The 23695-nt window shown below is 55.2% G+C and carries 31 protein-coding genes; 3 read left to right on the forward strand and 28 right to left on the reverse strand.

Features of this window, described 5'->3' with window-relative positions:
* The 28 genes from KO486_RS11320 to KO486_RS11455 all read right to left on the reverse strand — a co-directional run bounded on the left by KO486_RS11320 (window position 1) and on the right by KO486_RS11455 (window position 19699).
* A complete protein-coding gene (locus KO486_RS11320) occupies window positions 1-606 on the reverse strand; it encodes an NADH-quinone oxidoreductase subunit J (protein WP_216037330.1) in 606 nt (201 codons plus the stop codon).
* Window positions 606-1025 carry a carboxymuconolactone decarboxylase family protein gene (locus tag KO486_RS11325; RefSeq protein WP_216037331.1) on the reverse strand — a complete coding sequence of 140 codons (420 nt, stop codon included), beginning with the start codon at window positions 1023-1025 and terminating at the stop codon, window positions 606-608. Before KO486_RS11325 ends, KO486_RS11320 begins: the two co-directional genes overlap by 1 nt.
* Window positions 1022-1408 (reverse strand): carboxymuconolactone decarboxylase family protein, encoded by a 387-nt coding sequence (locus tag KO486_RS11330; RefSeq protein ID WP_216037332.1) that lies wholly within the window; start codon window positions 1406-1408, stop codon window positions 1022-1024. Before KO486_RS11330 ends, KO486_RS11325 begins: the two co-directional genes overlap by 4 nt.
* Entirely contained in the window at window positions 1405-1902 is a 498-nt protein-coding gene (gene nuoI, locus KO486_RS11335; protein ID WP_216037333.1) for an NADH-quinone oxidoreductase subunit NuoI, read from the reverse strand. The genes KO486_RS11330 and nuoI overlap by 4 nt, the downstream gene beginning before the upstream one ends.
* A gap of 1 nt (window position 1903) precedes the next feature.
* Window positions 1904-2944, reverse strand: a complete 1041-nt coding sequence (gene nuoH, locus KO486_RS11340; protein WP_216037334.1) for an NADH-quinone oxidoreductase subunit NuoH — start codon at window positions 2942-2944, stop codon at window positions 1904-1906.
* 24 nt (window positions 2945-2968) lie between these two features.
* A complete protein-coding gene (locus KO486_RS11345) occupies window positions 2969-3346 on the reverse strand; it encodes a hypothetical protein (protein WP_216037335.1) in 378 nt (125 codons plus the stop codon).
* Window positions 3347-3349: 3 nt separating this feature from the next.
* Window positions 3350-5368 carry an NADH-quinone oxidoreductase subunit NuoG gene (gene nuoG, locus KO486_RS11350; RefSeq protein WP_216037336.1) on the reverse strand — a complete coding sequence of 673 codons (2019 nt, stop codon included), beginning with the start codon at window positions 5366-5368 and terminating at the stop codon, window positions 3350-3352.
* Window positions 5369-5556: 188 nt separating this feature from the next.
* Entirely contained in the window at window positions 5557-5955 is a 399-nt protein-coding gene (locus tag KO486_RS11355) for a DUF5333 domain-containing protein (RefSeq protein WP_216037337.1), read from the reverse strand.
* Between the two features lie 111 nt (window positions 5956-6066).
* Window positions 6067-6516: a DUF3291 domain-containing protein gene (locus KO486_RS11360; protein WP_216037338.1), complete on the reverse strand. Its 450-nt coding sequence runs from the start codon at window positions 6514-6516 to the stop codon at window positions 6067-6069.
* Window positions 6516-6932, reverse strand: a complete 417-nt coding sequence (locus KO486_RS11365) for a hypothetical protein (RefSeq protein ID WP_216037339.1) — start codon at window positions 6930-6932, stop codon at window positions 6516-6518. Before KO486_RS11365 ends, KO486_RS11360 begins: the two co-directional genes overlap by 1 nt.
* 98 nt (window positions 6933-7030) lie before the next feature.
* A complete protein-coding gene (locus KO486_RS11370; RefSeq protein WP_216037340.1) occupies window positions 7031-7525 on the reverse strand; it encodes a hypothetical protein in 495 nt (164 codons plus the stop codon).
* Window positions 7525-7755 (reverse strand): hypothetical protein, encoded by a 231-nt coding sequence (locus tag KO486_RS11375; RefSeq protein ID WP_216037341.1) that lies wholly within the window; start codon window positions 7753-7755, stop codon window positions 7525-7527. Before KO486_RS11375 ends, KO486_RS11370 begins: the two co-directional genes overlap by 1 nt.
* Window positions 7756-8033: 278 nt before the next feature.
* Entirely contained in the window at window positions 8034-9311 is a 1278-nt protein-coding gene (gene nuoF / locus KO486_RS11380) for an NADH-quinone oxidoreductase subunit NuoF (protein ID WP_216037342.1), read from the reverse strand.
* Between the two features lie 53 nt (window positions 9312-9364).
* A complete protein-coding gene (locus KO486_RS11385) occupies window positions 9365-9583 on the reverse strand; it encodes a DUF5337 family protein (RefSeq protein WP_216037343.1) in 219 nt (72 codons plus the stop codon).
* An 85-nt stretch (window positions 9584-9668) separates the two neighbouring features.
* Window positions 9669-10877: a hypothetical protein gene (locus KO486_RS16470; protein ID WP_252734650.1), complete on the reverse strand. Its 1209-nt coding sequence runs from the start codon at window positions 10875-10877 to the stop codon at window positions 9669-9671.
* Window positions 10878-11044: 167 nt separating this feature from the next.
* Window positions 11045-12214 (reverse strand): NADH-quinone oxidoreductase subunit E, encoded by a 1170-nt coding sequence (locus KO486_RS11395; protein WP_216037344.1) that lies wholly within the window; start codon window positions 12212-12214, stop codon window positions 11045-11047.
* Window positions 12207-12503, reverse strand: coding sequence for a hypothetical protein (locus KO486_RS11400; RefSeq protein WP_216037345.1), 297 nt, complete (start codon window positions 12501-12503; stop codon window positions 12207-12209). Before KO486_RS11400 ends, KO486_RS11395 begins: the two co-directional genes overlap by 8 nt.
* Window positions 12500-12763 carry a hypothetical protein gene (locus KO486_RS11405; RefSeq protein ID WP_216037346.1) on the reverse strand — a complete coding sequence of 88 codons (264 nt, stop codon included), beginning with the start codon at window positions 12761-12763 and terminating at the stop codon, window positions 12500-12502. Before KO486_RS11405 ends, KO486_RS11400 begins: the two co-directional genes overlap by 4 nt.
* Before the next feature lie 115 nt (window positions 12764-12878).
* Window positions 12879-14105, reverse strand: a complete 1227-nt coding sequence (locus KO486_RS11410; protein ID WP_216037347.1) for an NADH-quinone oxidoreductase subunit D — start codon at window positions 14103-14105, stop codon at window positions 12879-12881.
* Window positions 14102-14401 (reverse strand): hypothetical protein, encoded by a 300-nt coding sequence (locus KO486_RS11415; RefSeq protein ID WP_216037348.1) that lies wholly within the window; start codon window positions 14399-14401, stop codon window positions 14102-14104. Before KO486_RS11415 ends, KO486_RS11410 begins: the two co-directional genes overlap by 4 nt.
* Window positions 14398-15009, reverse strand: coding sequence for an NADH-quinone oxidoreductase subunit C (locus tag KO486_RS11420; protein WP_216037349.1), 612 nt, complete (start codon window positions 15007-15009; stop codon window positions 14398-14400). The genes KO486_RS11415 and KO486_RS11420 overlap by 4 nt, the downstream gene beginning before the upstream one ends.
* A 47-nt stretch (window positions 15010-15056) precedes the next feature.
* Window positions 15057-15590 carry an NADH-quinone oxidoreductase subunit B gene (locus KO486_RS11425; RefSeq protein ID WP_216037350.1) on the reverse strand — a complete coding sequence of 178 codons (534 nt, stop codon included), beginning with the start codon at window positions 15588-15590 and terminating at the stop codon, window positions 15057-15059.
* The gene (locus KO486_RS11430; RefSeq protein WP_216037351.1) at window positions 15581-15946 is read right to left on the reverse strand and encodes an NADH-quinone oxidoreductase subunit A; all 366 of its coding nucleotides are present in this window, start codon (window positions 15944-15946) and stop codon (window positions 15581-15583) included. Before KO486_RS11430 ends, KO486_RS11425 begins: the two co-directional genes overlap by 10 nt.
* A gap of 184 nt (window positions 15947-16130) precedes the next feature.
* Window positions 16131-16601 carry a hypothetical protein gene (locus tag KO486_RS11435; RefSeq protein ID WP_216037352.1) on the reverse strand — a complete coding sequence of 157 codons (471 nt, stop codon included), beginning with the start codon at window positions 16599-16601 and terminating at the stop codon, window positions 16131-16133.
* A 110-nt stretch (window positions 16602-16711) separates the two neighbouring features.
* Window positions 16712-17239 carry a lysozyme inhibitor LprI family protein gene (locus tag KO486_RS11440; protein ID WP_252734651.1) on the reverse strand — a complete coding sequence of 176 codons (528 nt, stop codon included), beginning with the start codon at window positions 17237-17239 and terminating at the stop codon, window positions 16712-16714.
* The gene (locus tag KO486_RS11445; RefSeq protein ID WP_216037354.1) at window positions 17236-17745 is read right to left on the reverse strand and encodes a lysozyme inhibitor LprI family protein; all 510 of its coding nucleotides are present in this window, start codon (window positions 17743-17745) and stop codon (window positions 17236-17238) included. The genes KO486_RS11440 and KO486_RS11445 overlap by 4 nt, the downstream gene beginning before the upstream one ends.
* 46 nt (window positions 17746-17791) lie before the next feature.
* Window positions 17792-18991, reverse strand: a complete 1200-nt coding sequence (locus tag KO486_RS11450) for a DegT/DnrJ/EryC1/StrS family aminotransferase (protein ID WP_216037355.1) — start codon at window positions 18989-18991, stop codon at window positions 17792-17794.
* A gap of 45 nt (window positions 18992-19036) precedes the next feature.
* Window positions 19037-19699, reverse strand: coding sequence for an HAD-IA family hydrolase (locus KO486_RS11455; protein WP_216037356.1), 663 nt, complete (start codon window positions 19697-19699; stop codon window positions 19037-19039).
* Between the two features lie 140 nt (window positions 19700-19839).
* On the opposite strand from KO486_RS11455, the gene glmU reads away from it, so the two are divergent.
* From glmU to KO486_RS11470, 3 genes are read left to right on the forward strand one after another with little or no spacing between them, the layout of a single operon-like run.
* Complete coding sequence (gene glmU / locus KO486_RS11460) at window positions 19840-21192, forward strand: bifunctional UDP-N-acetylglucosamine diphosphorylase/glucosamine-1-phosphate N-acetyltransferase GlmU (RefSeq protein ID WP_216037357.1); 1353 nt, start codon at window positions 19840-19842, stop codon at window positions 21190-21192.
* A gap of 2 nt (window positions 21193-21194) precedes the next feature.
* Window positions 21195-23012, forward strand: a complete 1818-nt coding sequence (gene glmS, locus KO486_RS11465; protein WP_216037358.1) for a glutamine--fructose-6-phosphate transaminase (isomerizing) — start codon at window positions 21195-21197, stop codon at window positions 23010-23012.
* Window positions 23009-23695 (forward strand): DNA alkylation repair protein, encoded by a 687-nt coding sequence (locus KO486_RS11470; protein WP_216037359.1) that lies wholly within the window; start codon window positions 23009-23011, stop codon window positions 23693-23695. Before glmS ends, KO486_RS11470 begins: the two co-directional genes overlap by 4 nt.

A 23695-nucleotide genomic window follows, 5' to 3' on the forward strand; every position in this document is an offset into this window, starting at 1 on the left:
TTACAGCCCCTGCCCCGGTTTCACGTCTTTAAGTTCCATTGTCTTCGCCGGATCACGTGACATCTGCACCATAACGTTTTGGCGTTTGACGTCCGTGCGGTGGCGCAGGGTCAGAACGATTGCACCGATCATCGCGACCAGCAGGATCAATCCCGCCAGTTGGAAGATCAGGAAGTATTGATCATAAAGGAGCATGCCGAGCTGCTTGGTGTTCTCAGCGTCTGAAATCGGCTGTGCCAGTCGGGTATCAACGCCTTCTGAGAAGCCCCATACACCGAAGGCCAACCCAAGTTGCATCAACAAAACAACGCCAATCAGCAAGGCCAGCGGCATGTAGCGCGCCATCTCGGCCTTTAGCTCGGCGAAATCGACGTCCAGCATCATCACAACGAAAAGGAACAACACCGCGACGGCGCCGACGTAGACAATGATTAGCAACATGGCGACAAATTCCGCGCCCAAAAGCACGAACAAACCTGCCGAACTTAGGAATGCGAGGATCAACCACAGCACCGAGTGAACGGGGTTGCGGCTAACAACGGTCATCAAACCGCCGCCAATCGTCGTCACAGCGAATGCGTAAAATGCAATCAGAGCTGGGGTCATTATTTCGCGTCCTTATCAGTCGGGGCCTTGTTGATCACGGCGTTCGCAAGTTCAAGGGCTTTAGTCATTCCAAGGGCGCCGCCAAACAGGCCCGCCAATCCAATCGTCTCGGTTACTTCTGTCGGCGTTGCGCCGGCTTCCAGTGCGTGGCGCACTGTCAATGTGATCTGAGGCTCTGCAATCGCGCCTTGGATCGTCAGACCTTGCAACGTCAGTAGAAGTTTCGTTTTCGCGTCCAAAGCATCCGGGTTCGCACCCTTACCGATGAAGGCTTCCATCATCTCTTTGGGCATCGTCGGCATGAGGTCCTGCACACCCTTCATGGATTCAGCCATGACCTCGGCGAATTCGGGGCTTACGCCCTTCGCCCAGTCCTGACTGGTTTTGATCCATGCTTCAAAGGGGTTTTGGTCACTCATGCGGTGTCCTCCGCCTCAAAAACTTCGATCGCCGCATTCATCGCATTGATCATGGACGGAAACCCGCCATAGAGCGTCATTTGGTAAATGATTTCACAAACCTCTTCGCGGGATGCACCCACGGCACGCGCACTGGCGATGTTGACCTTGAGCTGTGGCGCCGTCTGTCCACCAAGTGCGGTCAGCGCCGCAATCGTCGACAACAGGCGCGTTTTCTCATCCACAGTGCCGCGGCTATAGAACGTGCCATAAGGCACCTCTACGACCATACGGGACAGGCCAGGCACCAACGCGTCATAGCGGGCCGCCAAAGCGTCCTCCATGCCGGGGTTAACCTGTTCCGACAGCGCTTTGCCGCGCTCATATGCGGATTGGGCGTTCATCGGTAAGGGGCATCCAATTCGAGGTTGCGTGCGATTTCCGCTTCCCAACGGTCGCCGTTGTCGAGCAGTTTTTCTTTGTCGTAGTAAAGCTCTTCACGGGTTTCCGTGGAGAATTCAAAGTTCGGACCTTCGACGATTGCGTCCACTGGGCAGGCTTCTTGGCAGAAACCGCAGTAGATGCATTTGGTCATGTCGATGTCATACCGCGTCGTGCGGCGCGACCCATCTTCGCGGGGTTCCGCATCAATGGTGATCGCCTGCGCAGGGCACACGGCTTCGCAGAGTTTACAAGCAATGCAGCGTTCTTCGCCGTTTGGATAACGACGCAGCGCGTGCTCACCACGAAAACGCGGGGACAGTGGTCCCTTTTCGTGTGGGTAGTTCAATGTCGCCTTTGGGGCGAAGAAGTATTTGAACCCAAGGCCAAAGCCTTTGATGACGTCCATCAAAAGGAAGTATTTGGCGTGCCGTTTGTAGTCGATCTGCTGTGTCATATCAGCCCCCAATTGCCCAGCGGGCCCAGAAGCCGCCCATTACTTCGAATTTCGCCAAGAAGCTTACCAACACGACCCAGAACAGCGACAGCGGCAGGAAGATTTTCCAACCAATCCGCATCAGCTGGTCATAGCGGAAACGAGGTGTAATCGCTTTGACCATCGCAAAGATGAAGAAACAGACCAACATTTTACCGATCAGCCACAAGATGCCATCCGGCAAGAACCCGATCGGTGACAACCAGCCACCAAGGAACAGCAGCGACACCAATGCGCACATCAGTACGACGGCCATCAATTCACCGATCATGAACAACAAGAACGGCGTGGAAGAATATTCAACCTGATAACCAGCAACCAATTCTGATTCCGCTTCGGGAAGGTCGAATGGTGGACGGTTCGTTTCAGCCAAGGCGCTGATAAAGAACAAGAACAACATCGGGAAGTGCGGGATAAAGTACCAGCCAAAGATGCCGTAGTCGCTCTCTTGAGCCATGACGATATCGCCAAAGTTCAAAGAGCCGGTAGAGATAACAACACCAATGATGATCAGGCCGATGGACACTTCATAAGAAATCATCTGCGCCGCAGAGCGAAGCGATCCCAAGAATGGGTATTTCGAGTTGGAGGCCCAACCGCCCATGATCACGCCGTAGACTTCAAGCGATGAGATCGCGAAGACATACAGGATCGCGACGTTGATATCGCTGAGAACCCAACCGTCGTTGAACGGAATGACCGCCCAAGCGATAACCGCGAGAACGAAGGTGATCATCGGAGCAAGGAAAAACACCGCTTTGTCGGCGCCCGCAGGCACGACGACTTCTTTGACGATGTATTTAATGAAGTCGGCAAAACTTTGCAGCAAGCCAAAGACACCAACAACGTTTGGTCCTTTGCGCATCTGCACAGCGGCCCAAATCTTACGGTCAGCATACATCAGGAACGCAAGTGCGACCAACAGTGGCAACAAGATCAAAAGGCATTGCCCCAAGATCAAAAGCACAATTCCCAGATTGGTGGTGGTGAAAAATTCAACCATATTCGTTCCCTTAGACCCCTGGCCCTAGACCGTCGGAATAGCCCGGCGCGCGCATTCGGCAACCGTGACTTCCGCATCTATCGTTCGTAATCCACGTGGCAGAGCCGGCGAGATGGTATAAACCGCATCACCTGTCCAATTGCCACCCTCTTCGTCCACTTGCGTGCGCACATGGCGCGCAAATCCGTACCCGCGGATCAGCGCATATTGGGCTGCGGCACATTCCGCATAATCCGCAATATCTTGCTGTTCCAAGGTGTTGCCCGCTTTCACATGAAAGTTGACCAAATCACCGTCCAACAGACGCGTCTCGATTCCATCATAACGCACGGCACCTACAGGAGGCTCCGTTACAGTCTCGCACGCGGCGAGCGCTGTGAGGGTTATGAGGGCCGAGCGCATCACTTACTCCGCCGCGATCGGGGCTTCGGCCCGTGCTTTGGCGTTTGCGCTCAACTCAGCCATCAGCTGGGATGCCCGTGCAATCGGGTTTGTCAGATAGAAATCCTCAACCGCTGCGCGGAACGTCGCCTTACCCAGCTTGCCTGTCTTAACCGGCTGCCAGTCGTTTTCAGCAACGACATCAATGTCCGCCAGATGCGGAACCGCCGCAATGAGAGCCTGCCGCAACTGGGCAAGACTATCCCAAGGCTGTTGTGCGCCCAGTTCAGCAGAGAGCGCCCGCAAGATCGCCCAGTTTTCTTTGGCTTCACCTGGTGCAAACCCAGCGCGCATCGCCAATTGTGGGCGACCTTCTGTGTTTACGAACACCGCGTTTTCTTCTGTATAAGCGGCACCCGGCAGAATGATGTCAGCGCGGTGCGCACCACGATCCCCGTGTGACCCTTGGTAGATCACGAATGGACCGTCGGCGATTTCCACCTCGTCAGCCCCAAGATTGTAAACAACCTCGGCACTTTCGACAGCTTTCATACCATCAGCGTTCGTCGCATCCACATCCATCGCACCAACACGGCCAGCTGCGGAATGAAGGATCATCAGTTTGGACTCTGACTCTTCACACATCTGCATGACAGCAGCCAAAACAGCCGAACCGTCTGCTTCTTGCAAAGCACCCTGCCCGAGAACAATCACGGATGGGTTTTCTTTGACGGCCTTCGCAGGCTTCGTTTCCAAAAGCTTCTGCAAGGCAGCGCGATCATCGCCTTTGTGGTTGTAGTCATATGTCAGATCAACGGCCGGACCGACGAGATCTACATTACAGCCCTTGGACCAAGCACGACGCACGCGCGCGTTCAGCACGGGGGCTTCCGCAACAGGATCGGTTCCAACGAACATTACGAACTTCGCATCATCAATGTCTTCGATGGTTGCGGTGCCAACATAACCAGACCGGTTCCCTGATGGCAGCTTTGCATTATCAACGCGGCATTCAACAACACCGCCCTGCCCTTCGATCAATGACTTAAGGCTGAACGCAGATTCGGTGTTCGCCAGATCGCCGACCAAGCCAACAACCTTCTTACCTGTCATCGCAGCGGCAGCTGCTTTCAAGGCTTCGTCCCAACCTGCTTTGCGCAGCTTGCCGTTTTCACGGATGTACGGAGTATCCAAACGCTGGCGGCGCAAGCCGTCCCAAACGAAACGGGATTTATCGGAAATCCATTCTTCGTTCACGCCATCATGGTTACGCGGCAAGAACCGCATCACTTCACGGCCCTTCGTATCAACGCGAATGTTCGCGCCCAGACCATCCATCACATCGATAGATTCGGTCTTGGTCAGTTCCCAAGGGCGGGCCGTAAAGGCGTATGGCTTGGAGACCAGCGCACCGACGGGGCACAAATCAATGATGTTACCCTGCATGTTACTGTCGAGCGTTTCGCCCAGATAGCTTGTGATTTCCGAATCTTCGCCACGGCCCGTTTGGCCCATCTGTGTGATCCCTGCGACTTCGGTCGTGAATCGCACACAGCGCGTGCAGGAAATGCAGCGGGTCATGTGAGTCTCTACGAGCGGGCCAAGATCAAGGTCGGTCGCGGCGCGCTTTGGTTCGCGGAAACGGGAAAAATCGACGCCGTAAGCCATCGCTTGATCCTGCAAATCACACTCACCACCCTGATCGCAAATCGGGCAATCCAGCGGGTGGTTGATCAGAAGAAATTCCATCACGCCTTCGCGTGCCTTCTTCACCATCGGAGAATTTGTTTTAACAACAGGCGGTTGCCCCTCAGGGCCAGGGCGCAAGTCGCGCACCTGCATCGCACAGGAGGCTGCTGGTTTTGGTGGGCCACCGACCACTTCAACCAGACACATGCGGCAGTTGCCAGCAATGGAAAGGCGTTCGTGGTAACAGAAACGAGGGATTTCAATACCGGCTTCTTCGCAGGCCTGAATGAGCGTCATGGCGCCCGAAACTTCGACCTCTTGGTCATCGATAATGATCTTGCGCAGATCGGACATGGACGTGTTCCCTGTTCCCGTAGTGCTTTGCTGCCGAATGACCCAAAACTTTGGGCCACAGGTTGGTTGCGGTTCTATCGCGACACGATCAGGTTTGCCAGTGCGAATGGTATCGAATTGCCCACCAAAAAAGCAAAACGGGCGCATAAAAATGCGCCCGCTATCCGACTGAAAGAGTCGGGTTTATACTATCTTAGCAATTGGCCAACCTGTGTGCCCGCCGCCATCTGACTGCGTGCCACCGTGCAATACGTTGACGGATCACTACGACGCACGCCCAAATCCGCGAGCCGTTGACGGGCGATCGCTTCAAGGCGGTCTTTTTCCGCATCATTATCAATGTATTGATCAATTTCCGAATTCGAGTATCCGAGATCGGACAGGTGACGCTTTAACCCCTGAAGAAAATTGAGCCCACGGATCATGCGCACACTGACGCTGCCACAATGATCATCCAGTTCAATCGCCATACCCGCAGCGATCAGCCCCTCAGTTACGCGTTCGACATTGCCCGGATTCGCCGAGGCCGTGCCGCTTAATGTCATCGCAATTGTTGCAGCCATCGCCCATGTCATCTTGGTCTTCATAACAATACTCCAAATCATACGCCGCATCAGGTGCGCCGGTTGGGTTAGATGTCCGTCAGGCGGCTGTGCTATTCAATAGCAAAGCCCCGTTATCAGCTATTTCGGCGTGTTTTACCCGTTTTGGGCGCGAATCCAGTCCCAACCGAATGCGCGCTCGCTCGGTCCGTTCGTGCGCAACTCATCCAGCTTTGCCAGCGCTTCATCGCGCGTGGGCTGATGTCCCTCTTCGATCCACCACATGACAAAATGCTGTTGGTCCAAGACTTCGAACCATTCGGCTTTGCGATCCATGAATTTTGTATGCAGCGTTTTATAGACGAAGGCCTCAAGGCTCGGCAGGTCCTCCCAGACCGTCAGATTAAAAACGAGCTGCGGGTCGCCATCGACTGCGTCTTGCGTATTTCCGGTGCCGGGCTCGCCCGATCCTTCAGCCATCCAAACGAATCCCGGCATGCGTTTGCCCAACCCGTTAATGCGATCAAGATTATCCATGAACTCCGCAACGCGAGGATCATCGGTCGGGGCCAGCAATCGGCCCATGTTAAGTTCAGCGAGATGCATTAGTTGAACGCCCAGCATGGCGTAGGCATCGACACAAAGACGTTTTGCAGCGCATCTGCTCGCGAGTCGCCGATATTGATTTGCGTGGTGTTCAGCCCCGATGGTGTGCGTTGCTCGGCTGTGAAGTTTGTAAAATCATCGTCGCCGGGGCCAACATTGGTCTGCGAAAGCACGCCCATCATAGCCCGATGTAGCCCTGGTACAGTCAGGCGATGCGCCGTTACAGAGGTTTCCGTTTCGCCAAAAGACGCATTCGGACCCGACTGGAACGTGCAGATCAATTGATCATCCGGTGTGACCACAAACCGCGCCGTCTGATCCGCTGATGCACCGTCATAATAGCCCCCCGACACGTAAATCGTCCCGACTTCGCTGCGGGTTTGGGTCATGCTTTGCAAAACATTGGGAACGCTCATGGGATTAGGGGCAGCAGAAGGCCCCACACACCCCGCCAAAACGGTTAGCGATAAGAATGCGGTTCGCATCATCAACGTCGTCATTTTCTGAAAGAGCATTAGCCAAAGGTCCAACAAGAGTTGTGGTTAAGTCCGATGTAGTTTCGGAACAGGTCATATCGCGGGTCCATCCATCCGAGAGAGCTGATAGACAGCACGCCGTCTTGCTTGGCCTCGATGGTGAATGTGAAAGCGTCCGAAGGGGGTGCGTTATTTGGCAACAAGAATTCGGACAGGTCATTAAACATGCCCGCCTTTTCGAATGCATAGCCCCTTGCCGTAGCCGGTTCGTTAAACTCTTCATCGTCAAACATCGCGCCAACTATAAAAGTGCAAAGCACTTCATCTTCTGGCGTCACGATAAATCGCACAGTTTGTGTCGCGGCCGCGCCATCATAAAACCCGCCTTCTATCAGAATGTAATTATCCGAGAGGCGTGCATCCGCCATGGCGACCATCACTTCGGCGACAGCTGGCTGCGTTTCGTCAGCCGTCGCAGGAACGGCAAAAGAACCCGCAAGTGCGAGGCTCGCCAGACGTGTCATCTTGAACATCAACGGCGTTTCCGTTCGCGCGACGGCGCGATGCCGCCAATGGTTTTGCGCAAAAAAGCAACCGTCATGATTACGCCAACCCCTGCTAGGGCAACGATGAAAAACCAAGCCCACCACGGGGCGACGTTTGCTTCGATTGCTTTGTAGGTAAACCACGCAGGGCCACCGCAGATTGCGATCGTCGCAAGGGCGGCAAGGAAGCTGGCGGTGCCGTCGAGGAAGGATTTCATGTTATTACCTATAGTCGATTTTCTAGAAGCTCAGTAGACGACACGCCAAGTGAAACCATTTGGCTAGGCGACATTGTACATCACAAGAAAAACCAGAAATGCGATGAAAAGCAAAACGAGCGCGCCGGTCAGCACTGCAGTCAACGCGTAGGTAGGCTCCGGTTCAGGAGCATTCGGGCAATCCGCATCGTGTATATCGGCCCCCTTCACGTTGCGCTGGCATTCATCACACCATTTAGGTGTCTCTCGCTCGAGGAGCGTGATGAGCCTATAACTGCTCACTCAGCAGCGATACGCTTATGCGCGATACGATCTTCGATTTCGTCGCGGAAGTTCTTGATCAAGCCTTGGATCGGCCAAGCCGCCGCATCACCCAGCGCACAGATTGTGTGGCCTTCGACTTGTTTGGTCACGTCGAGCAACATGTCGATTTCCGCAGGATCCGCATCGCCCTTCACCAGACGATCCATCACGCGCATCATCCAGCCCGTGCCTTCGCGGCATGGCGTACACTGACCACAAGATTCGTGTTTGTAGAATTTGGACAAGCGCCAGATCGCTTTGATCACGTCGGTCGACTGGTCCATCACGATCACAGCGGCGGTGCCAAGGGAAGACCCCTTTTCCTTCAACGCATCAAAATCCATGATCGCGTCGCGCATGTTTTCACCGCGCACCATTGGCACGGACGACCCACCCGGGATCACAGCCTTGAGGTTGTCCCAACCACCGCGAATACCGCCGCAGTGCTTTTCGATCAGTTCTTCGAATGAAATCGACATGCTTTCTTCAACCACACAGGGGTTGTTCACATGACCGGAAATCGCAAACAGTTTGGTTCCGGCGTTGTTCGGGCGACCAAAACCCGCGAACCATTCAGGACCACGGCGCAAAATGGTCGGAACCACCGCAATAGATTCAACGTTGTTCACTGTTGTCGGGCAGCCATAAAGTCCCGCGCCCGCAGGAAACGGCGGCTTCATGCGCGGCATGCCCTTTTTGCCTTCGAGGGATTCGAGCAATGCGGTTTCTTCGCCGCAGATATAAGCCCCTGCCCCGTGGTGCAGATAGATGTCGAAATCCCAACCAGATTTGGCAGCGTTCTTACCCACAAGACCCGCTTCGTAAGCTTCATCAATAGCAGCCTGCAGCGCTTCTTTCTCGCGGATGTATTCACCGCGGATGTAGATGTAGCAGGCGTTCGCATTCATCGCGAAAGACGCGATCAAGCAGCCCTCGATCAATGTGTGCGGATCATGACGCATGATCTCGCGGTCTTTACATGTTCCAGGCTCGGATTCGTCAGCGTTCACAACAAGATACGCAGGACGGCCATCAGATTCTTTCGGCATGAAAGACCACTTCAGACCCGTCGGGAAACCCGCCCCACCACGGCCACGCAGACCGGAGGCTTTCATCTGGTCGATGATCCAATCGCGACCGTTCTGAATGATCTTGGCCGTGCCATCCCAATGCCCTCGCTTTTGCGCGCCCTTAAGCGTGCGATCGTGCATTCCGTAAAGGTTGGTGAAAATGCGGTCATTATCAGCGAGCATCGCGAAGTCCTCGATCTAGGTTAGGCGTCTTTACCGGCAAGGTGGCAAAGGTATCATTTATCCCGTGTCTTTTGCCACAGCTTCCACGTCACCACCAGTGACCAAATGAACCCAGCAAGAGAGATTAAGTATAAGAGCATTTCAACCCGAGGCTCAGCGCCCAATACGCGGGTGATCGCGGGGGCAAAAATGCTGAGAAGGCCCGCAACAGCAATCACGATTGCAGCTTGGCGGCCCTGTTTTGCGTCCGTGGGATTAAGTGGCGTGGTCATGGCGCCAGTTTGCCCTTTGGGAGTGCAAAAGAAAAGGCCCGCGCGGGGTGTCCGGCGGGCCTTTTACTGTTTCATTTGAAATGATTTACTTCTTCGCGCGTTTGGAGAACTCGGTCTCTCCGCCCTTTGCCAAGGTTTTCGCCTGTTTCACCCAACCGTCGCGTTCAATGCGACCTTTGAATTTCAAGCGGCTATCAACCCACTCAACGTCTTTCTTCTTCCAAGACCCAACTTGATCGAAGTGGAAGAATCCAAGCTCGTTCAGAGTTTTCTCAAGACCTGGCCCAACACCTTTAAGGAGTTTCAGATCATCAGCCCCGCCCGAACGCGCTGCCTTTAGAATCTCAGGCGTTGCGCTTGCAGCAGACTTGGCTGATGCCTTAGTCGACTTGGCTGCGGACTTGGCAGCAGGCTTAGCCGTGGACTTGGCAGCAGGTTTTGCTGTTTTGGCTGCTGGCTTCGCAACCTTAGCCGCTGGTTTTGTAGCGGCTTTCGACGTCGAAGCCGCAGACTTTGCGGCTGCTTTGGGCTTTGCCGCTGCCTTTGGTTTGGCGGCCGTTGATTTCGCAGCTGTCTTCTTGTCCTTTGCCGCGGGTGTTGCGGCAGCTTTCGCTTTGGACGTTGCAGCTTTCGCTGTTGTCTTAGCACTTGATGCAGCTGCTTTGGTTGCTGTTGCCGCATCCGACGCCGTGGATTTGGCCGCTGTCTTTGCGCCCGTCCCGGCGGCCTTGCCCGCTGATTTCGCCTCAGTTGCCGCAGATTTCGCGGCCCCAGTGGCCTTCTTCGCCGTGGATTTCGCCGTGCTTGCCGCGCCCTTAGCTGCAGACGCCGTTGTGGAGGCCGCAGCTTTTCCAGCATCCGCGGTCTTTGCGGCCGCGCTGGTTGCTACGTCCGCAGTGCTTGACGCTGCAGATGTCGCCGTTTCAGCAGCTGTCGATGCTGCGCTTTTAGCGGTGTCTGCTGTTGCGGATGCGGCGTCCTTTGCGGTGCTTGCTGCGGATCCCGCTGCTGATTTCGCCGCGCCTGCCGCAGCACCCGCGATGCCAGCCGCACCGGCAATACCAGCTGCAGCTGTCGTTCCTGCGGACGTCCCCGTGCTCGACCCTGTGTCGGCATCATCTTTACCCCAACCGAGCCAAAGAACGACCCAAGTGATAATCGCAACGATCACACCAATCACCAATGACCCGAAGAACCGGAAGTCCAAAATGCCCCAAGCAACCAAAAGTGCCGCAAGACCGAACAAGGCAGCGATCAAAAATGCGCCCGTCCCCTTCGAAGAAGTATTATTCATGTTGTACCCTTTCCCTGTGCGCATGCGAAATCTCACGCCCCGACATGCCAACAGGCCCAATCCTAGTTGGACAACCTGCACTTGATAAGGGGAACCCGTGCGAAAACCGCCCAAATAAGGCGTTTGAGCGGTGTTTCTACAAACTATCGACGAAAATCGGCGCTATTTTACTTTTCGGCGGCGAATGCGGTCGCCTGATCAACCCAATTGTCGCGTTCAATACGACCTTTAAATTTCAGGCGGCTATCGACCCAAGCAATTTCGCCTGCGCCCCATTTGGCAATCTGGTCGAAATGCCAGAAGCCGAGGTCGTTCAGCACACCCTCAAGTTTCGGGCCAACGCCGCTGATGCGTTTCAGATCATCCGCACCCGCCGCGCGTGGTTTGGACATTGTTCTGGGTTTCGTTTCGCCAGCAGCCGACGCAGTTGCGGGTTTTGGTGTTGCCTTGGCCACTTTCGCAGCGGGCTTAGCAGCCTTTGCGGTGCTCGCTTTTGCAGCGGCCTTGGCAGCAGGTTTAGCGGCCGCCGTCTTTGCTGTAGCTTTCTTAGCCGCTGGTTTTGGCGCTGCTTTCTTTGCAGCAGGCGCTTTCTTGACGGGTGCCGCCGCTTTGCCGCCAGATGTTGGTGCTGCTTGGTTCCATGGCGCGAGCAATGGAACTTCTGTGCCGTCAATACGTTTGACCGTATCGCCAATGTCATGGGCCAATTGTACGGACGCGTTATACTGATGATTGCCACTGTCAAATTCTGTCAACGTTGTCAGCCCCTTGAGAGGCTCAGCCGCGTAGCGACCATTTTGTGGGCCCGGCAGAGGGACTTCGCCACGGCCAAGCGCGTCGATCAGTTCACCCATTTTAGCCGCGGTCAGGTCTTCGTAATAATCTTTGCCGATCTGAGCCATCGGAGCGTTGGAACACGAGCCCAAGCATTCGACTTCTTCCCAAGAAAACTTGCCATCTGCAGATACTTCATGCGCGTTTGGCGCAATCTTCTCTTTGCAAACCGCGACAAGATCTTCAGCGCCGCAAATCATGCAAGACGTGGTGCCACACACCTGAATATGCGCAACGGAGCCAACAGGCTGCAGTTGGAACATGAAGTAGAAAGACGCAACTTCGAGAGCGCGCATGTAGGCAAGACCCAGCATTTCCGCGACGTATTCAATTGCCGGACGTGTCAGCCAACCCTCTTGTTCTTGCGCACGCCACAACAATGGGATGATCGCGCTGGCCTGACGGCCTTCTGGATATTTCGTCACCTGTGCTTCGGCCCATTTCTGGTTGTCCGAAGTGAAAGCAAAGCTAGCGGGTTGGTCGAGGTGGAGGCGTCTAAGCATTGGCACAAGATCCTGAAGTCAGTCGAAAACCGGTTGCGAGAGGTTCGCTTTCGCCGGCAAGTGTAAGGTATTGAACAATGATCGAAAGTGTTGCGTCGTCAAAGCCAGTTTTGTCTTCGACCAACGCAGCTTGATCATCGTTCGTGATATCACAACCCGCATCAGTTACTGCGGATTTAAACAAGGCGACGTCAGCAGCGCTCACGCCGTCAGGGAGTGTTTCAGTCGCAGCGCCATCACAGCCCGCAAGCATAAAGCCCGCACAGACAAATAGCGCAACGCGGATCATGGGCACGCCTCAGTGAAAAGGGACATGGTCCCGTCTTCTTCGAGTGCGACCATACCATCCGCATACATTGTAAGGACCACGGCCATGGTTTCATCTTCGGTTAAACCGGATGCAAGATGAACAGCATCCCCGTTGTCCGCCGTCACAACACATCCAGCATCCTCAATCGCAGCCACCATCGCCGCAATATTGGCTTCGCTCGCGCCCTGCGCAAAAGCAGACGTCGCAGCAACCGAGAGAACCAAGGCTGTTCTGAACATTACAGTCCGCCCCCAAATGCAGCGCCACTAAACATGACGAATAGGCTTGCAGGCATAACGCCGCCAGGCGCAAGAACCATGGCCAAAGGAAAAAGTTGCACCAAACCGAAAGCCATCAACGGTCAATCTCCCCGAACACGACGTCCATCGTGCCGATGATCGCCGCAACGTCGGCAAGTTGGTGTTTGCCCGCAACGTGATCCATCGCCTGCAGGTGCAGATACCCCGGTGCTCGAATTTTCGCGCGGTAAGGTTTGTTAGAGCCATCCGCCACAAGGAACACGCCAAATTCACCTTTGGGCGCTTCAACTGCGGCGTAAACTTCACCCGCTGGAACGTGGAACCCTTCGGTGTAAAGTTTGAAGTGGTGGATCAGGCTTTCCATGTCCGTCTTCATCGCGGCGCGTGTCGGCGGGGTCATCTTACCGCGCGCCATCACATCGCCCTGCCCTTCGGGTTCACGCAACTTGGTGATCGCTTGACGGATGATCGAAACGGACTGACGCATTTCTTCCATGCGGCAGAGGTAACGGTCATAGCAGTCGCCGTTTTTGCCAACGGGCACTTGGAATTCAAACTCGTCGTAGCACTCATAAGGCTGCGCGCGGCGCAAATCCCACGCAAGACCGGATCCGCGTACCATCACGCCTGAGAAACCCCAGTCTTGAATGTCTTTTTCAGTCACAACGCCGATGTCGACGTTACGCTGTTTAAAGATACGGTTTTCAGTCAGCAGGCCATCCAGATCGACCATGAAACGGGCCATGAACTGATCAGCCCATGCCTCGATGTCTTCCATCAGGCCTTCTGGCAGGTCTTGGTGAACACCGCCGGGACGGAAATAAGCAGCGTGCAAACGGGCACCACAGGCACGTTCGTAAAACACCATCAACTGTTCGCGTTCTTCAAAGCCCCAGACAGGTGGCGTCAACGCACCAACGTCCATCGCCTGTGTGGTGACGTTCATCAGGTGGTTCAAGATACGGCCAATTTCGCAGAACAACACGCGGATCAACGATCCACGACGCGGCACCACAGTGCCTGTCAGCTTTTCGATCGCCAGACACCAAGCGTGTTCTTGGTTCATTGGCGCCACGTAATCGAGGCGATCAAAGTACGGCAGGTTTTGCAGGTACGTGCGGCTTTCCATCAGCTTTTCGGTGCCACGGTGCAGCAAGCCAATATGCGGATCGCAGCGTTCTACGATCTCACCATCGAGTTCCAAAACCAGACGCAAAACCCCGTGCGCCGCAGGGTGCTGCGGGCCGAAGTTGATGTTGAAATTGCGGATCTTCTGTTCGCCCGTAAGCGCGTCGTCGAAGTTTTTGGTGCCGTCCATCATGAGGAAGCCTCATTTGTTTGCTGTTTCGACCACTGAGCGTTTGCCAAGTTTGCGAGAAAATAACCTATCGCGCCAAGCAGCGCACATCCAACTATTGAGCCGATGTTTTGTGCTTCAGAACTCAATCCAAGAGTGTTTACCACAAACACAACGAAAAAGATGGCAATGCCCATCAGCCAATTTATACGCCCTCCAAGGGTAAACTTAATCACAAAAAGAAATCCGAAAGAGATCACCGCCAAAACCCATCTGGATTGGGCACCGCTAACGAAATCAGCGAAAAAGCCGTCCATCATTTCGCTTCCTCCTTCGTCTTCTCGTCACCCGGAAGGATGTATTCGGCACCTTCCCATGGGGACATGAAGTCGAACTGTCGGTATTCTTGAACCAGCGATACAGGTTCATAGACGACGCGTTTTTGCACTTCGTCGTAGCGGACCTCGGTATAGCCAGTCGTCGGGAAATCCTTGCGCAGCGGGTAGCCGCGGAAACCATAGTCCGTCAGGATGCGGCGCAGGTCTGGGTGACCCTTAAAGATAATGCCGAACATGTCGAACACTTCACGTTCAAACCAGTTTGAAGACGGGTGCACGTCGATGATGGACTGAACCATTTCATCTTCGCGCGCCTTCACCCGCAAACGGATGCGGTGGTTTTGGTACATGGACAGGAAGTGGTAAACGACATCAAACCGCTGAGCGCGGCCCGGGTAATCAACAGCCGTGATATCCACCAGAGAGCTGAACTTGCACGAGCTATCAACCTTCAGAAATTCCACAAACGAAGCCAAGTTCGCCGGAGCGACAGCGATTGTAAGCTCGCCCCCCGTCACGTCCCAAGACAGCACGCAATCAGGGCGCTTGAGTTCGATGTGTTGGCCGAGTTCTTTGAGGTCGTCAGACATGAGCGTTCCCTTTGAAGGTCGTATCGGGCGCGGCGGCCCGTCCCGCGTTAGCGGACAATCGTGCCAGTACGGCGGATTTTGCGTTGCAGTTGCAGGATACCGTACAACAGTGCTTCCGCTGTCGGAGGGCAACCAGGCACGTAGATATCAACCGGGACGATCCGGTCACAGCCACGCACAACGCTGTAAGAATAGTGATAGTAACCGCCACCGTTCGCGCAGGACCCCATAGAGATCACATAGCGCGGCTCTGGCATTTGGTCATAAACCTTGCGCAGCGCCGGGGCCATTTTGTTTGTCAGTGTACCCGCCACAATCATCACATCGGACTGACGTGGGGACGCACGCGGCGCGATACCGAAACGTTCAGCATCATAGCGCGGCATAGACGTGTGCATCATCTCAACCGCACAACAGGCCAACCCGAAAGTCATCCAGTGCAAGGACCCCGTGCGGGCCCAGTTGATCAGATCAGCAGAGGACGTAACAAGAAAACCCTTATCCGTCAGCTCTTTGTTCAATGTCTGCGTTGCGTACTCTGGGTCCGCGCCTGCAGTGTTTTGGCCAACAGCTACTCCCATTCGAGTGCTCCTTTTTTCCATTCGTAGGCAAAGCCCACGGTAAGCACCGCGAGGAAGACCATCATCGACCAGAAGCCGACCATTGAGATATCACCAAAGGCCACGGCCCACGGGAACAAGAATGCGATTTCCAGATCGAAGATAATGAACAGGATCGACACAAGGTAGAACCGAACATCAAATTTCATCCGCGCATCATCAAAAGCGTTAAACCCGCACTCATAGGCTGACACTTTTTCAGGATCAGGATTACGAACGGCCAAGACCACAGCGGCAAGGATCAAAACGATTCCCAGCACGATGGCGAGTCCAAGAAAGATGACGATTGGTAAGTATTCCCTAAGAAACTCTTCCACCTGCAGACTCCCTATAATGGCGGTGCGCGTTTGCGCATCTGTCGCGTCCCCTCGCGTTTACCGCTCTGGCTCAGGGGGGTCAACGGGGGGACGGGGCTGAAACCCCTGCTCACGGTGGGATTTTTGCAGCTTTTGAACGATTAAGTGTTCGAAGGGATGCGCGCCCTGCTGATTCCCGTCTCGGTTAGTCGTCTGCGGCGGGCGCTGACCCATCATTTGCCGCCGAATACTTGCGGTATCGATGGCGGTAGATGAAATTCGGGCGGTCCCCATCGATCAAGTAAAACAGGATCCCGAATGCGATCAATGCTTGCATCAATATCAAGACAGTTCCGGTGTCTCCTATCCCGCGCAACAACGTGAAAGCACTGAACCCCGCGGTAATCACCGCCATCATCACGGCGTATGGAAACCGCAACATAAGTCCGACCCCCGTCAGCACCGGCCACGTCCCATTCAAAAAGGCTGTGCCAATTCCGTAACCCGACGTGATGATCCAATAGATTTTGAACAGCCCGATCCCGATGAAATACAGCGAGATAAGCCACATGATCCAGTTCAACTGACCCTTGGGGTGCGCGCGGGCTTGCTCTGGTGGAACATAGACCCATGGAATGCCCGAGTAGAAATCCGGTTTTGATTCATTGCTGGCCACGGGGCGAACTTTCTAATCTAGAGGACGCGCCACAAACGGCGCGGGGACATTGGACCTAGATAAGGTGCCCCCCTAGGCAAGCGCAAGAACACAAACTGCCGCGCATCGCGCTATCGCATTTGGTCCCCAAGAAACCTCAAGAAAATCGTACGTTCTGCGGTCATGCGAAGCCTGCACCCCGCCCCTGCGATTTGGCGCATCGAACCCGCACCCCACATCGCATATTCTAAGCTGCAGTCAGCATCCCGAAAGGGAATCCAAGCGCGTTGCGCCGCGCGCAATGAGTCTGCGCGGTTCGCGAATTCAGGAAACGATTCCGCCTCGGCGGCATCGTCGCGTTCAAGAAAGGCCATGGTCTTGGTGTACGTCTCGTTCAAAAGACGGTCCCATTCTTCGTGCTCCGCCAATGAGCAGAACATCATTCCCACGGTCGTATAACCATCGGCTTCGGTGTCCATACACAGGCTAGCCCCCTGCCCAATACAGGCGTGAGCGGCCTCGCTGTCTCCGGCATTGTCAAAACAGGTTTCGACAACCTCCATATAATGCATCAGCGCCGCCACAGCGGGTTGCGGTTCGGCGGCGGCCGGCCCTGCAATCAAGGCGCAGGCTGCGATAGATCTGACAAAATGGGTCAATGGCTTCGTCCTTCGAGGAAAAGGGTTTGATGGGCTGTGAGTCGCATCATGCATTCCGCCGAGGCGGGCCCTGCCCCCGTTCCACCGCCCCATTGAACATATTCCCAATCACAGGCCGCATCGCGAAAGGCGACCCATTTGCGTTGCATGTCCCGCAGCAATTCGACTGCATCCGGAATCTGTGGGTTAAAGGCTGCGTTGTCCTCGGCCAATTCGACCTGCTGCACAAGCAATCGCTGATAAACCGTATTGAGACGCTGATCCCATTGTTGCCACTCTTGGCTCATACAGTACCCTTGGCCGAGCGTTGATTGCCCCGCTTCGGTCGTCATGCAGTCGTTTGACGCACGCCCGATGCACGATTCCCGATCAGCACGCGTTTCGGCGTTTTCCAAACACAGATCAAGAATCGCGACATCGTAGTCATCGTAGTCATCGTTCAGATCTTGCGCCGCGACCCCGAAAGGCACTGAGAGCCCCAGAACTAAAATTAGGATCGAACGCATACTGATAAACCTCACACTTCATTGCCGCGCGTAGAAGGTTTGGTGTTCAGGCCACTTGGGCTTGATAGACCGCACTGACTTCGGCGCGAATAATACGCGCAATCAGGGTGCAATCCTCAGTGGTAAAGGTCAACGGCAAGCGCATATCGATGATGCCTGCCAAAATGCGGTCGCTGTCTGGCATTTTTTCGGACGGGGCATACCGCCAACTGTCATAGCGGGACGTGAACCCTGTCGGCTCTGCACCGCCGAACCATTTCAGCTCAACCCCGCGCGCGAGGCATCGTGCAATCACATCCTGAACGGCTGCAGGGGGCCAGTCTAACAAAAGGAACTGGAACGATGACGCCACAAAGCCCTCTTTTTCGGGGCGTGGTGGCACGTGCAATCCGGGTGTCTCTGTCAGTCCGGTTTCAACCTCACGATAAAGCGCGTTCCAACGGTCGCATTGGGTCTGCAAATCCGCCAATTGCGGTCGCAAAATCGCGGCGCGCAGATTGTCCATTCGGCCCGATATATTGGGTGTTTCATATTTGATCTGCTTAAACGTCTCGACGGGCGGTGCAGCACGGTGGCGTTCAAACAGCATATAGCTGCCAGACAACATGATCGCGCGGGCCATTCCCTCAGCATCATCCGAGATCAGCAAGCCGCCTTCGCCGGAATTCATATGCTTGTAGGTTTGCGTCGAATAACAGCCAAACCTCCCCCAACGCCCCGACGGTATCCCGTTCCATGTGGCGCCCATCGTGTGCGCGCAATCCTCGATCACTGTCACACCGGCATCGTCGCATAGGGCCATCAGGGCCTCCATGTCGCAGATATGGCCGCGCATATGTGACAGCAATAGCACCTTTGACTGTGTGATCTTATCCGCAAGATCATCCAAATCGATGACAAGGTCCTCTGTCACGCCGACATAGATTGGTGTCCCCCCAACCGCAGCAATCGCACCCGGTACGGGCGCAAGCGTGAACGCATTCGTCAGAACGGTATCGCCATGTCCCACACCGCAAGCGCGCAGTGCGGTCGTCATCGCATATCCGCCAGACGCCACCGCAAGGCAGTATTTCGCACCTGTTGCGGCTGCAAATTCTTCTTCCAACAACGCGGTTTCAGCGATCTCATCACCCTGCGTGTTATAGCGATGCAAGCGTCCGTGATTCATCACGGCAAGGGCGGCATCAATGCCAGCCTGTGGGATCGGTTCTTGTTGGGTGAAACTGCCGGTAAATTTTTCTGTCATAGTGTGTTTGTGCGCAGCCATCTGGACTGGGTCAACACGTTTCGATCAGTCCAGTAGGCGGGCCACGACAGCGGGAAGGTCAGCGAAGTCATCTAGCAAGGCTTCTGGTTCAAGCGCAGCCATATCTTCACCCGATGGTCCGAACGTCACGAGGATTGACGGAACCCCACCATTCTTGGATGTATTGCGATCAGTGTCGCTGTCCCCAACCAAACACGTGAGCGCCGGATCGCCGCCCGCACGCCTTGCTGCTTCGAACAAATGTTCTGGGTCAGGTTTGCGCACTCGCAAAGTGTCCGCCCCAACCAAAGAGGCAAACGCATCGCGAACACCCAAGCGGCGCATAAGGTCTTCGGCGAGCCCTTCGGGTTTGTTCGTCGCGATGCCCACGCCGTATCCTGCGACCTTTAACGCCTCAACTGCGTCCATCGCACGGGGGTAAAGGACGGTATGCGTATCGATATCTTGGGCATAGGCCTCCAACAAAATGGGATACTGGCGCAGAATTTCATCTTCTCCGAACCCTTCAACACGGCTGAAACCCAGCTTCAGCATGGCACGCCCCCCCCGCAAAGCAGTCCCCGCATCTGTGGCTGGATCAAGCAGTGCGCCAAGCCCGAGACCTTCAAAACATACGTTTGCCGCTGCGATAAGATCGCCGGATGTATCCGCCAATGTCCCGTCGAGATCAAAGATAACCGTTTTCATATGTCCTGCCCTATTCCAAAACTGGTGTTAACGTCTCTGTAACCAAGCGACACGGGATGTGAACCCCCATATCAGGTCCGGGCCTTGCGCTATTGGCATTCACGGCTATGAAGGTCGCAAAAGTAATAAGGGTTGGGCACATGGCAGTCGCGTTGATAATTCTGGCCGCAGGTAAAGGGTCTCGGATGAAATCCGACTTGCCAAAAGTCCTGCACAAAATCGCTGGTGCGCCGTTGCTGGTGCACGCGATGAAGTCTGGCGCGTCCCTTGAGCCGGAAAAAACCATTGTTGTGACTGGCCACGGCGCTGAACTCGTGGAAGCGGCTGCGCGCGATTGGTCTGATGATGCGCAGGTCGTTTTACAGTCCGAACAGCTTGGTACGGGGCATGCGGTTTTGCAGGCCCAAGACGCCCTAGATGGGTTTGAGGGCGATGCGATTGTGCTTTACGGTGACACGCCGTTTATCCAACCTGAAACACTTGAGGCTATGATCGCGGCACGTGCAGAAAACGACGTTGTTGTACTGGGCTTTGACGCAGCCGACCCTGGACGTTACGGGCGGTTGGTGATGAAAGGCGACGCACTGGATGCCATCGTAGAATACAAAGACGCCGATGACGCCACCCGCGCCATAACACTATGTAATTCAGGCGTTATTTGTGCAAAATCAGACGTTTTGTTCGACCTTTTGGATAAGGTCACAGATGACAACGCTGCTGGCGAATACTACCTTACGGACATCATCGGCATTGCCCGTGCCCAAGAGCTATCCGCCACCGTGGTGCGCTGCGATGAGGCCGAAACAATGGGCATCAATTCACGCGCCGAATTGGCCGTTGCAGAGGTCGCGTTTCAAACCCGCGCCCGCAGCGACGCCATGGAAAACGGTGTGACGTTACAAGCGCCCGACACCGTTTATTTCAGCCATGATACCTATATTGGCACAGATGCAATCGTTGAACCGAATGTCGTGTTCGCCGTTGGCGTGACCGTTGAAAACAACGCAACGATCCGCGCTTTTAGTCACCTAGAAGGCTGCCACGTGTCACGTGACAGCGTTGTCGGCCCTTATGCTCGTCTGCGCCCCGGTGCGGAGCTTGCCGAGGGTGTGAAGATCGGCAATTTCGTCGAAATTAAGAACGCCTACCTTGATGCAGGGTCGAAAGTGAACCACCTCAGCTATATCGGTGACGCACAGGTAGGTGAGCGTACAAACATCGGCGCAGGCACCATCACCTGCAACTACGACGGTGTTTTCAAACACAAAACAACAATCGGTGCGGATGTCTTCGTCGGGTCAAACACCATGCTTGTGGCCCCCGTTACACTGGGCGACGAAAGCATGACAGCGACCGGAACGGTCGTCACACGCGATGTGCCCGACGGCGATTTGGCTGTCGGTCGCGCCCGTCAGGAAAACAAAGCCGGATTTGCACGGCGGATGTTCGAAAAGTTAAAGTCAAAGAAGGCCAAAGCGGCTAAGGAGACCTGAAAATGTGTGGTATTGTAGGTGTTCTAGGGCGGCACGAAGCTGCGCCCATCCTCGTTGAAGCGCTGAAAAAGCTGGAATATCGCGGCTATGACAGCGCCGGTATTGCAACCGTAAATGGTGGCGATCTGGATCGCCGTCGCGCCGTCGGCAAACTGGTTAACCTGCAAGATTTGCTGGTCCATGAACCACTTGCCGGCAAGTCTGGGATCGGCCACACCCGCTGGGCGACCCACGGCGAACCGAACGTAAAAAACGCCCACCCCCACCAGACACGTCGCGTGGCCGTTGTTCATAACGGTATCATCGAAAACTTCCGCGAGCTGCGCGAAGAATTGTCTGCCAAAGGCATCGGCTATGAAACCGATACCGACACAGAAACCGTCGCACTTCTGGCGCAAAGCTATCTGGATCAGGGCGATGCGCCCCAAGACGCCGCAGAAAAGACCATTGCCCGCTTGGACGGTGCTTACGCGCTCTGTTTCCTGTTTGAGGGCGAAGACGACCTTATGATCGCGGCGCGCAAAGGGTCTCCCTTAGCGATCGGCCATGGAGACGGCGAAAACTTTGTCGGGTCTGACGCGATTGCGCTGGCACCGATGACTGACAAGATCACCTACCTCGAAGAAGGTGACTGGGCGATCATCACACGCTCAAGCATTGAAATCCGAGACGCCGAAGGCCGCATCGCAAATCGTGACATGCGCGTGATCGAGGTCGACGTTTCTGCGGTCGATAAGGGTGGCTATAAACACTACATGGCGAAAGAAATCGCCGAGCAGCCCTCTGTGCTGACAAATGCCTTGGGCTACTACATCAAGGACGGCAAAATTGAACTGCCTGACGGTGGGCTCGACTTCACGAAGATTGACCGCCTGTCGATGGTGGCCTGCGGCACTGCATTCTTCGCCTGCCTTACCGCGAAATACTGGTTCGAGCAGATCGCCCGCCTGCCCGTTGATGTCGATGTCGCGTCCGAGTTCCGCTACCGTGAACCACCGATCCCGAACCGCACGGCTGCCCTCTTCGTAAGCCAGTCCGGCGAAACCGCCGACACCTTGGCCGCACTTCGTTACTGCAACGAGAAAGCCGACAAGATCGTCTCCGTGGTCAACGTCCCCGAAAGCTCTATCGCGCGAGAAAGCGATTTGGCACTGCCAATTCTAGCAGGTCGCGAGATCGGTGTGGCGTCCACCAAAGCGTTCACCTGTCAGCTCACGGTCCTTGCGATTCTTGCGCTGAAGGCCGCTCAAGATCGTGGCCATATGGACGCGGCGCAGGTCGCCGAGGCGCTTGAGCAGCTGCAATCCGTTCCCGGTTTGATGAACCAGGCCTTGACGCTTGGTGATCGCTCAAAGGCCGTTTCCCGTAAGCTATCAGAAGCGCGTGACATCTTGTTCTTGGGCCGCGGCGCGATGTACCCCCTCGCCCATGAAGGTGCACTTAAACTAAAAGAAATCAGCTATATACACGCCGAAGCTTACGCTTCAGGTGAACTCAAGCACGGCCCAATCGCGCTGGTCGACGAACATGTTCCTGTGATCGTTATGGCCCCGCGTGATGCCCTGTTCGACAAGACGATTTCGAACATGCAAGAAGTCATGGCCCGTGGCGGTAAGGTGTTGTTGATCACCGACGCTCAAGGTGCCAAAGAAGCTGGGAGCGGTGTTTGGGACACGATCCTGATGCCGGAAGCGGGCTCTTTCATCGCGCCGATCCTTTATGCAATTCCTGCTCAGTTGATCGCCTATCACACCGCTGTCGCCAAAGGCACAGACGTTGACCAACCACGTAACCTCGCAAAATCGGTAACAGTAGAATGATCCCTATCGAAGATGCAGTCGCCACATTGCAGATGCAAGGCGACGCGCAAAAGGCCCTTGAGATGCGCAAGTATCACAAGGCCGACCGCCCCTATTTTGGTGTGGCCAATCCTGCGATCGACGCCGCCGTCAAAGACTGGCGCGCGGAGCTTTCGCTTGATGACCGTCTGACGCTCGCATCTGAACTTTGGGACACCAATATCCATGAATGCCGTGTCGCAGCCGCCAAGCTCTTGGTGCAGGCGCGCATTCGGCCAGATGACGCGGCGTGGGAGTTAATCACATCTTGGGTTCCTCAGTTTGATGCTTGGGCAATTGCCGATCATGTGTGCGGTGCGGGATCCCGGCGGCTCCTTGCGGACCCTGCCCGTCTGGACGAAGTCGAAACATGGACAACATCTGATCACATGTGGACCAAACGTGCCGCTTTGGTGATGACCCTTCCGTGGACCAAAATGAACAACCCCAAGGCGGCTGACTTGGCCGCGCGGGAACGGATTTTAGGCTGGGCGGCGGACTACACAACCGACCAAGCATGGTTCATCCAGAAATCCATTTCATGGTGGCTGCGTGAACTCGGGCGTCATGATGCACCACGTGTTCGGACATTTCTGGCCGACCATGGCGACGCGATGAAACCTTTCGCCCGCAAGGACGCAAGCCGAAAACTGCCGCCTGCATAA

This window comes from Octadecabacter sp. B2R22 (genome assembly GCF_018861045.1).
In the GTDB taxonomy this organism is placed as follows: Bacteria; Pseudomonadota; Alphaproteobacteria; order Rhodobacterales; family Rhodobacteraceae; genus Octadecabacter.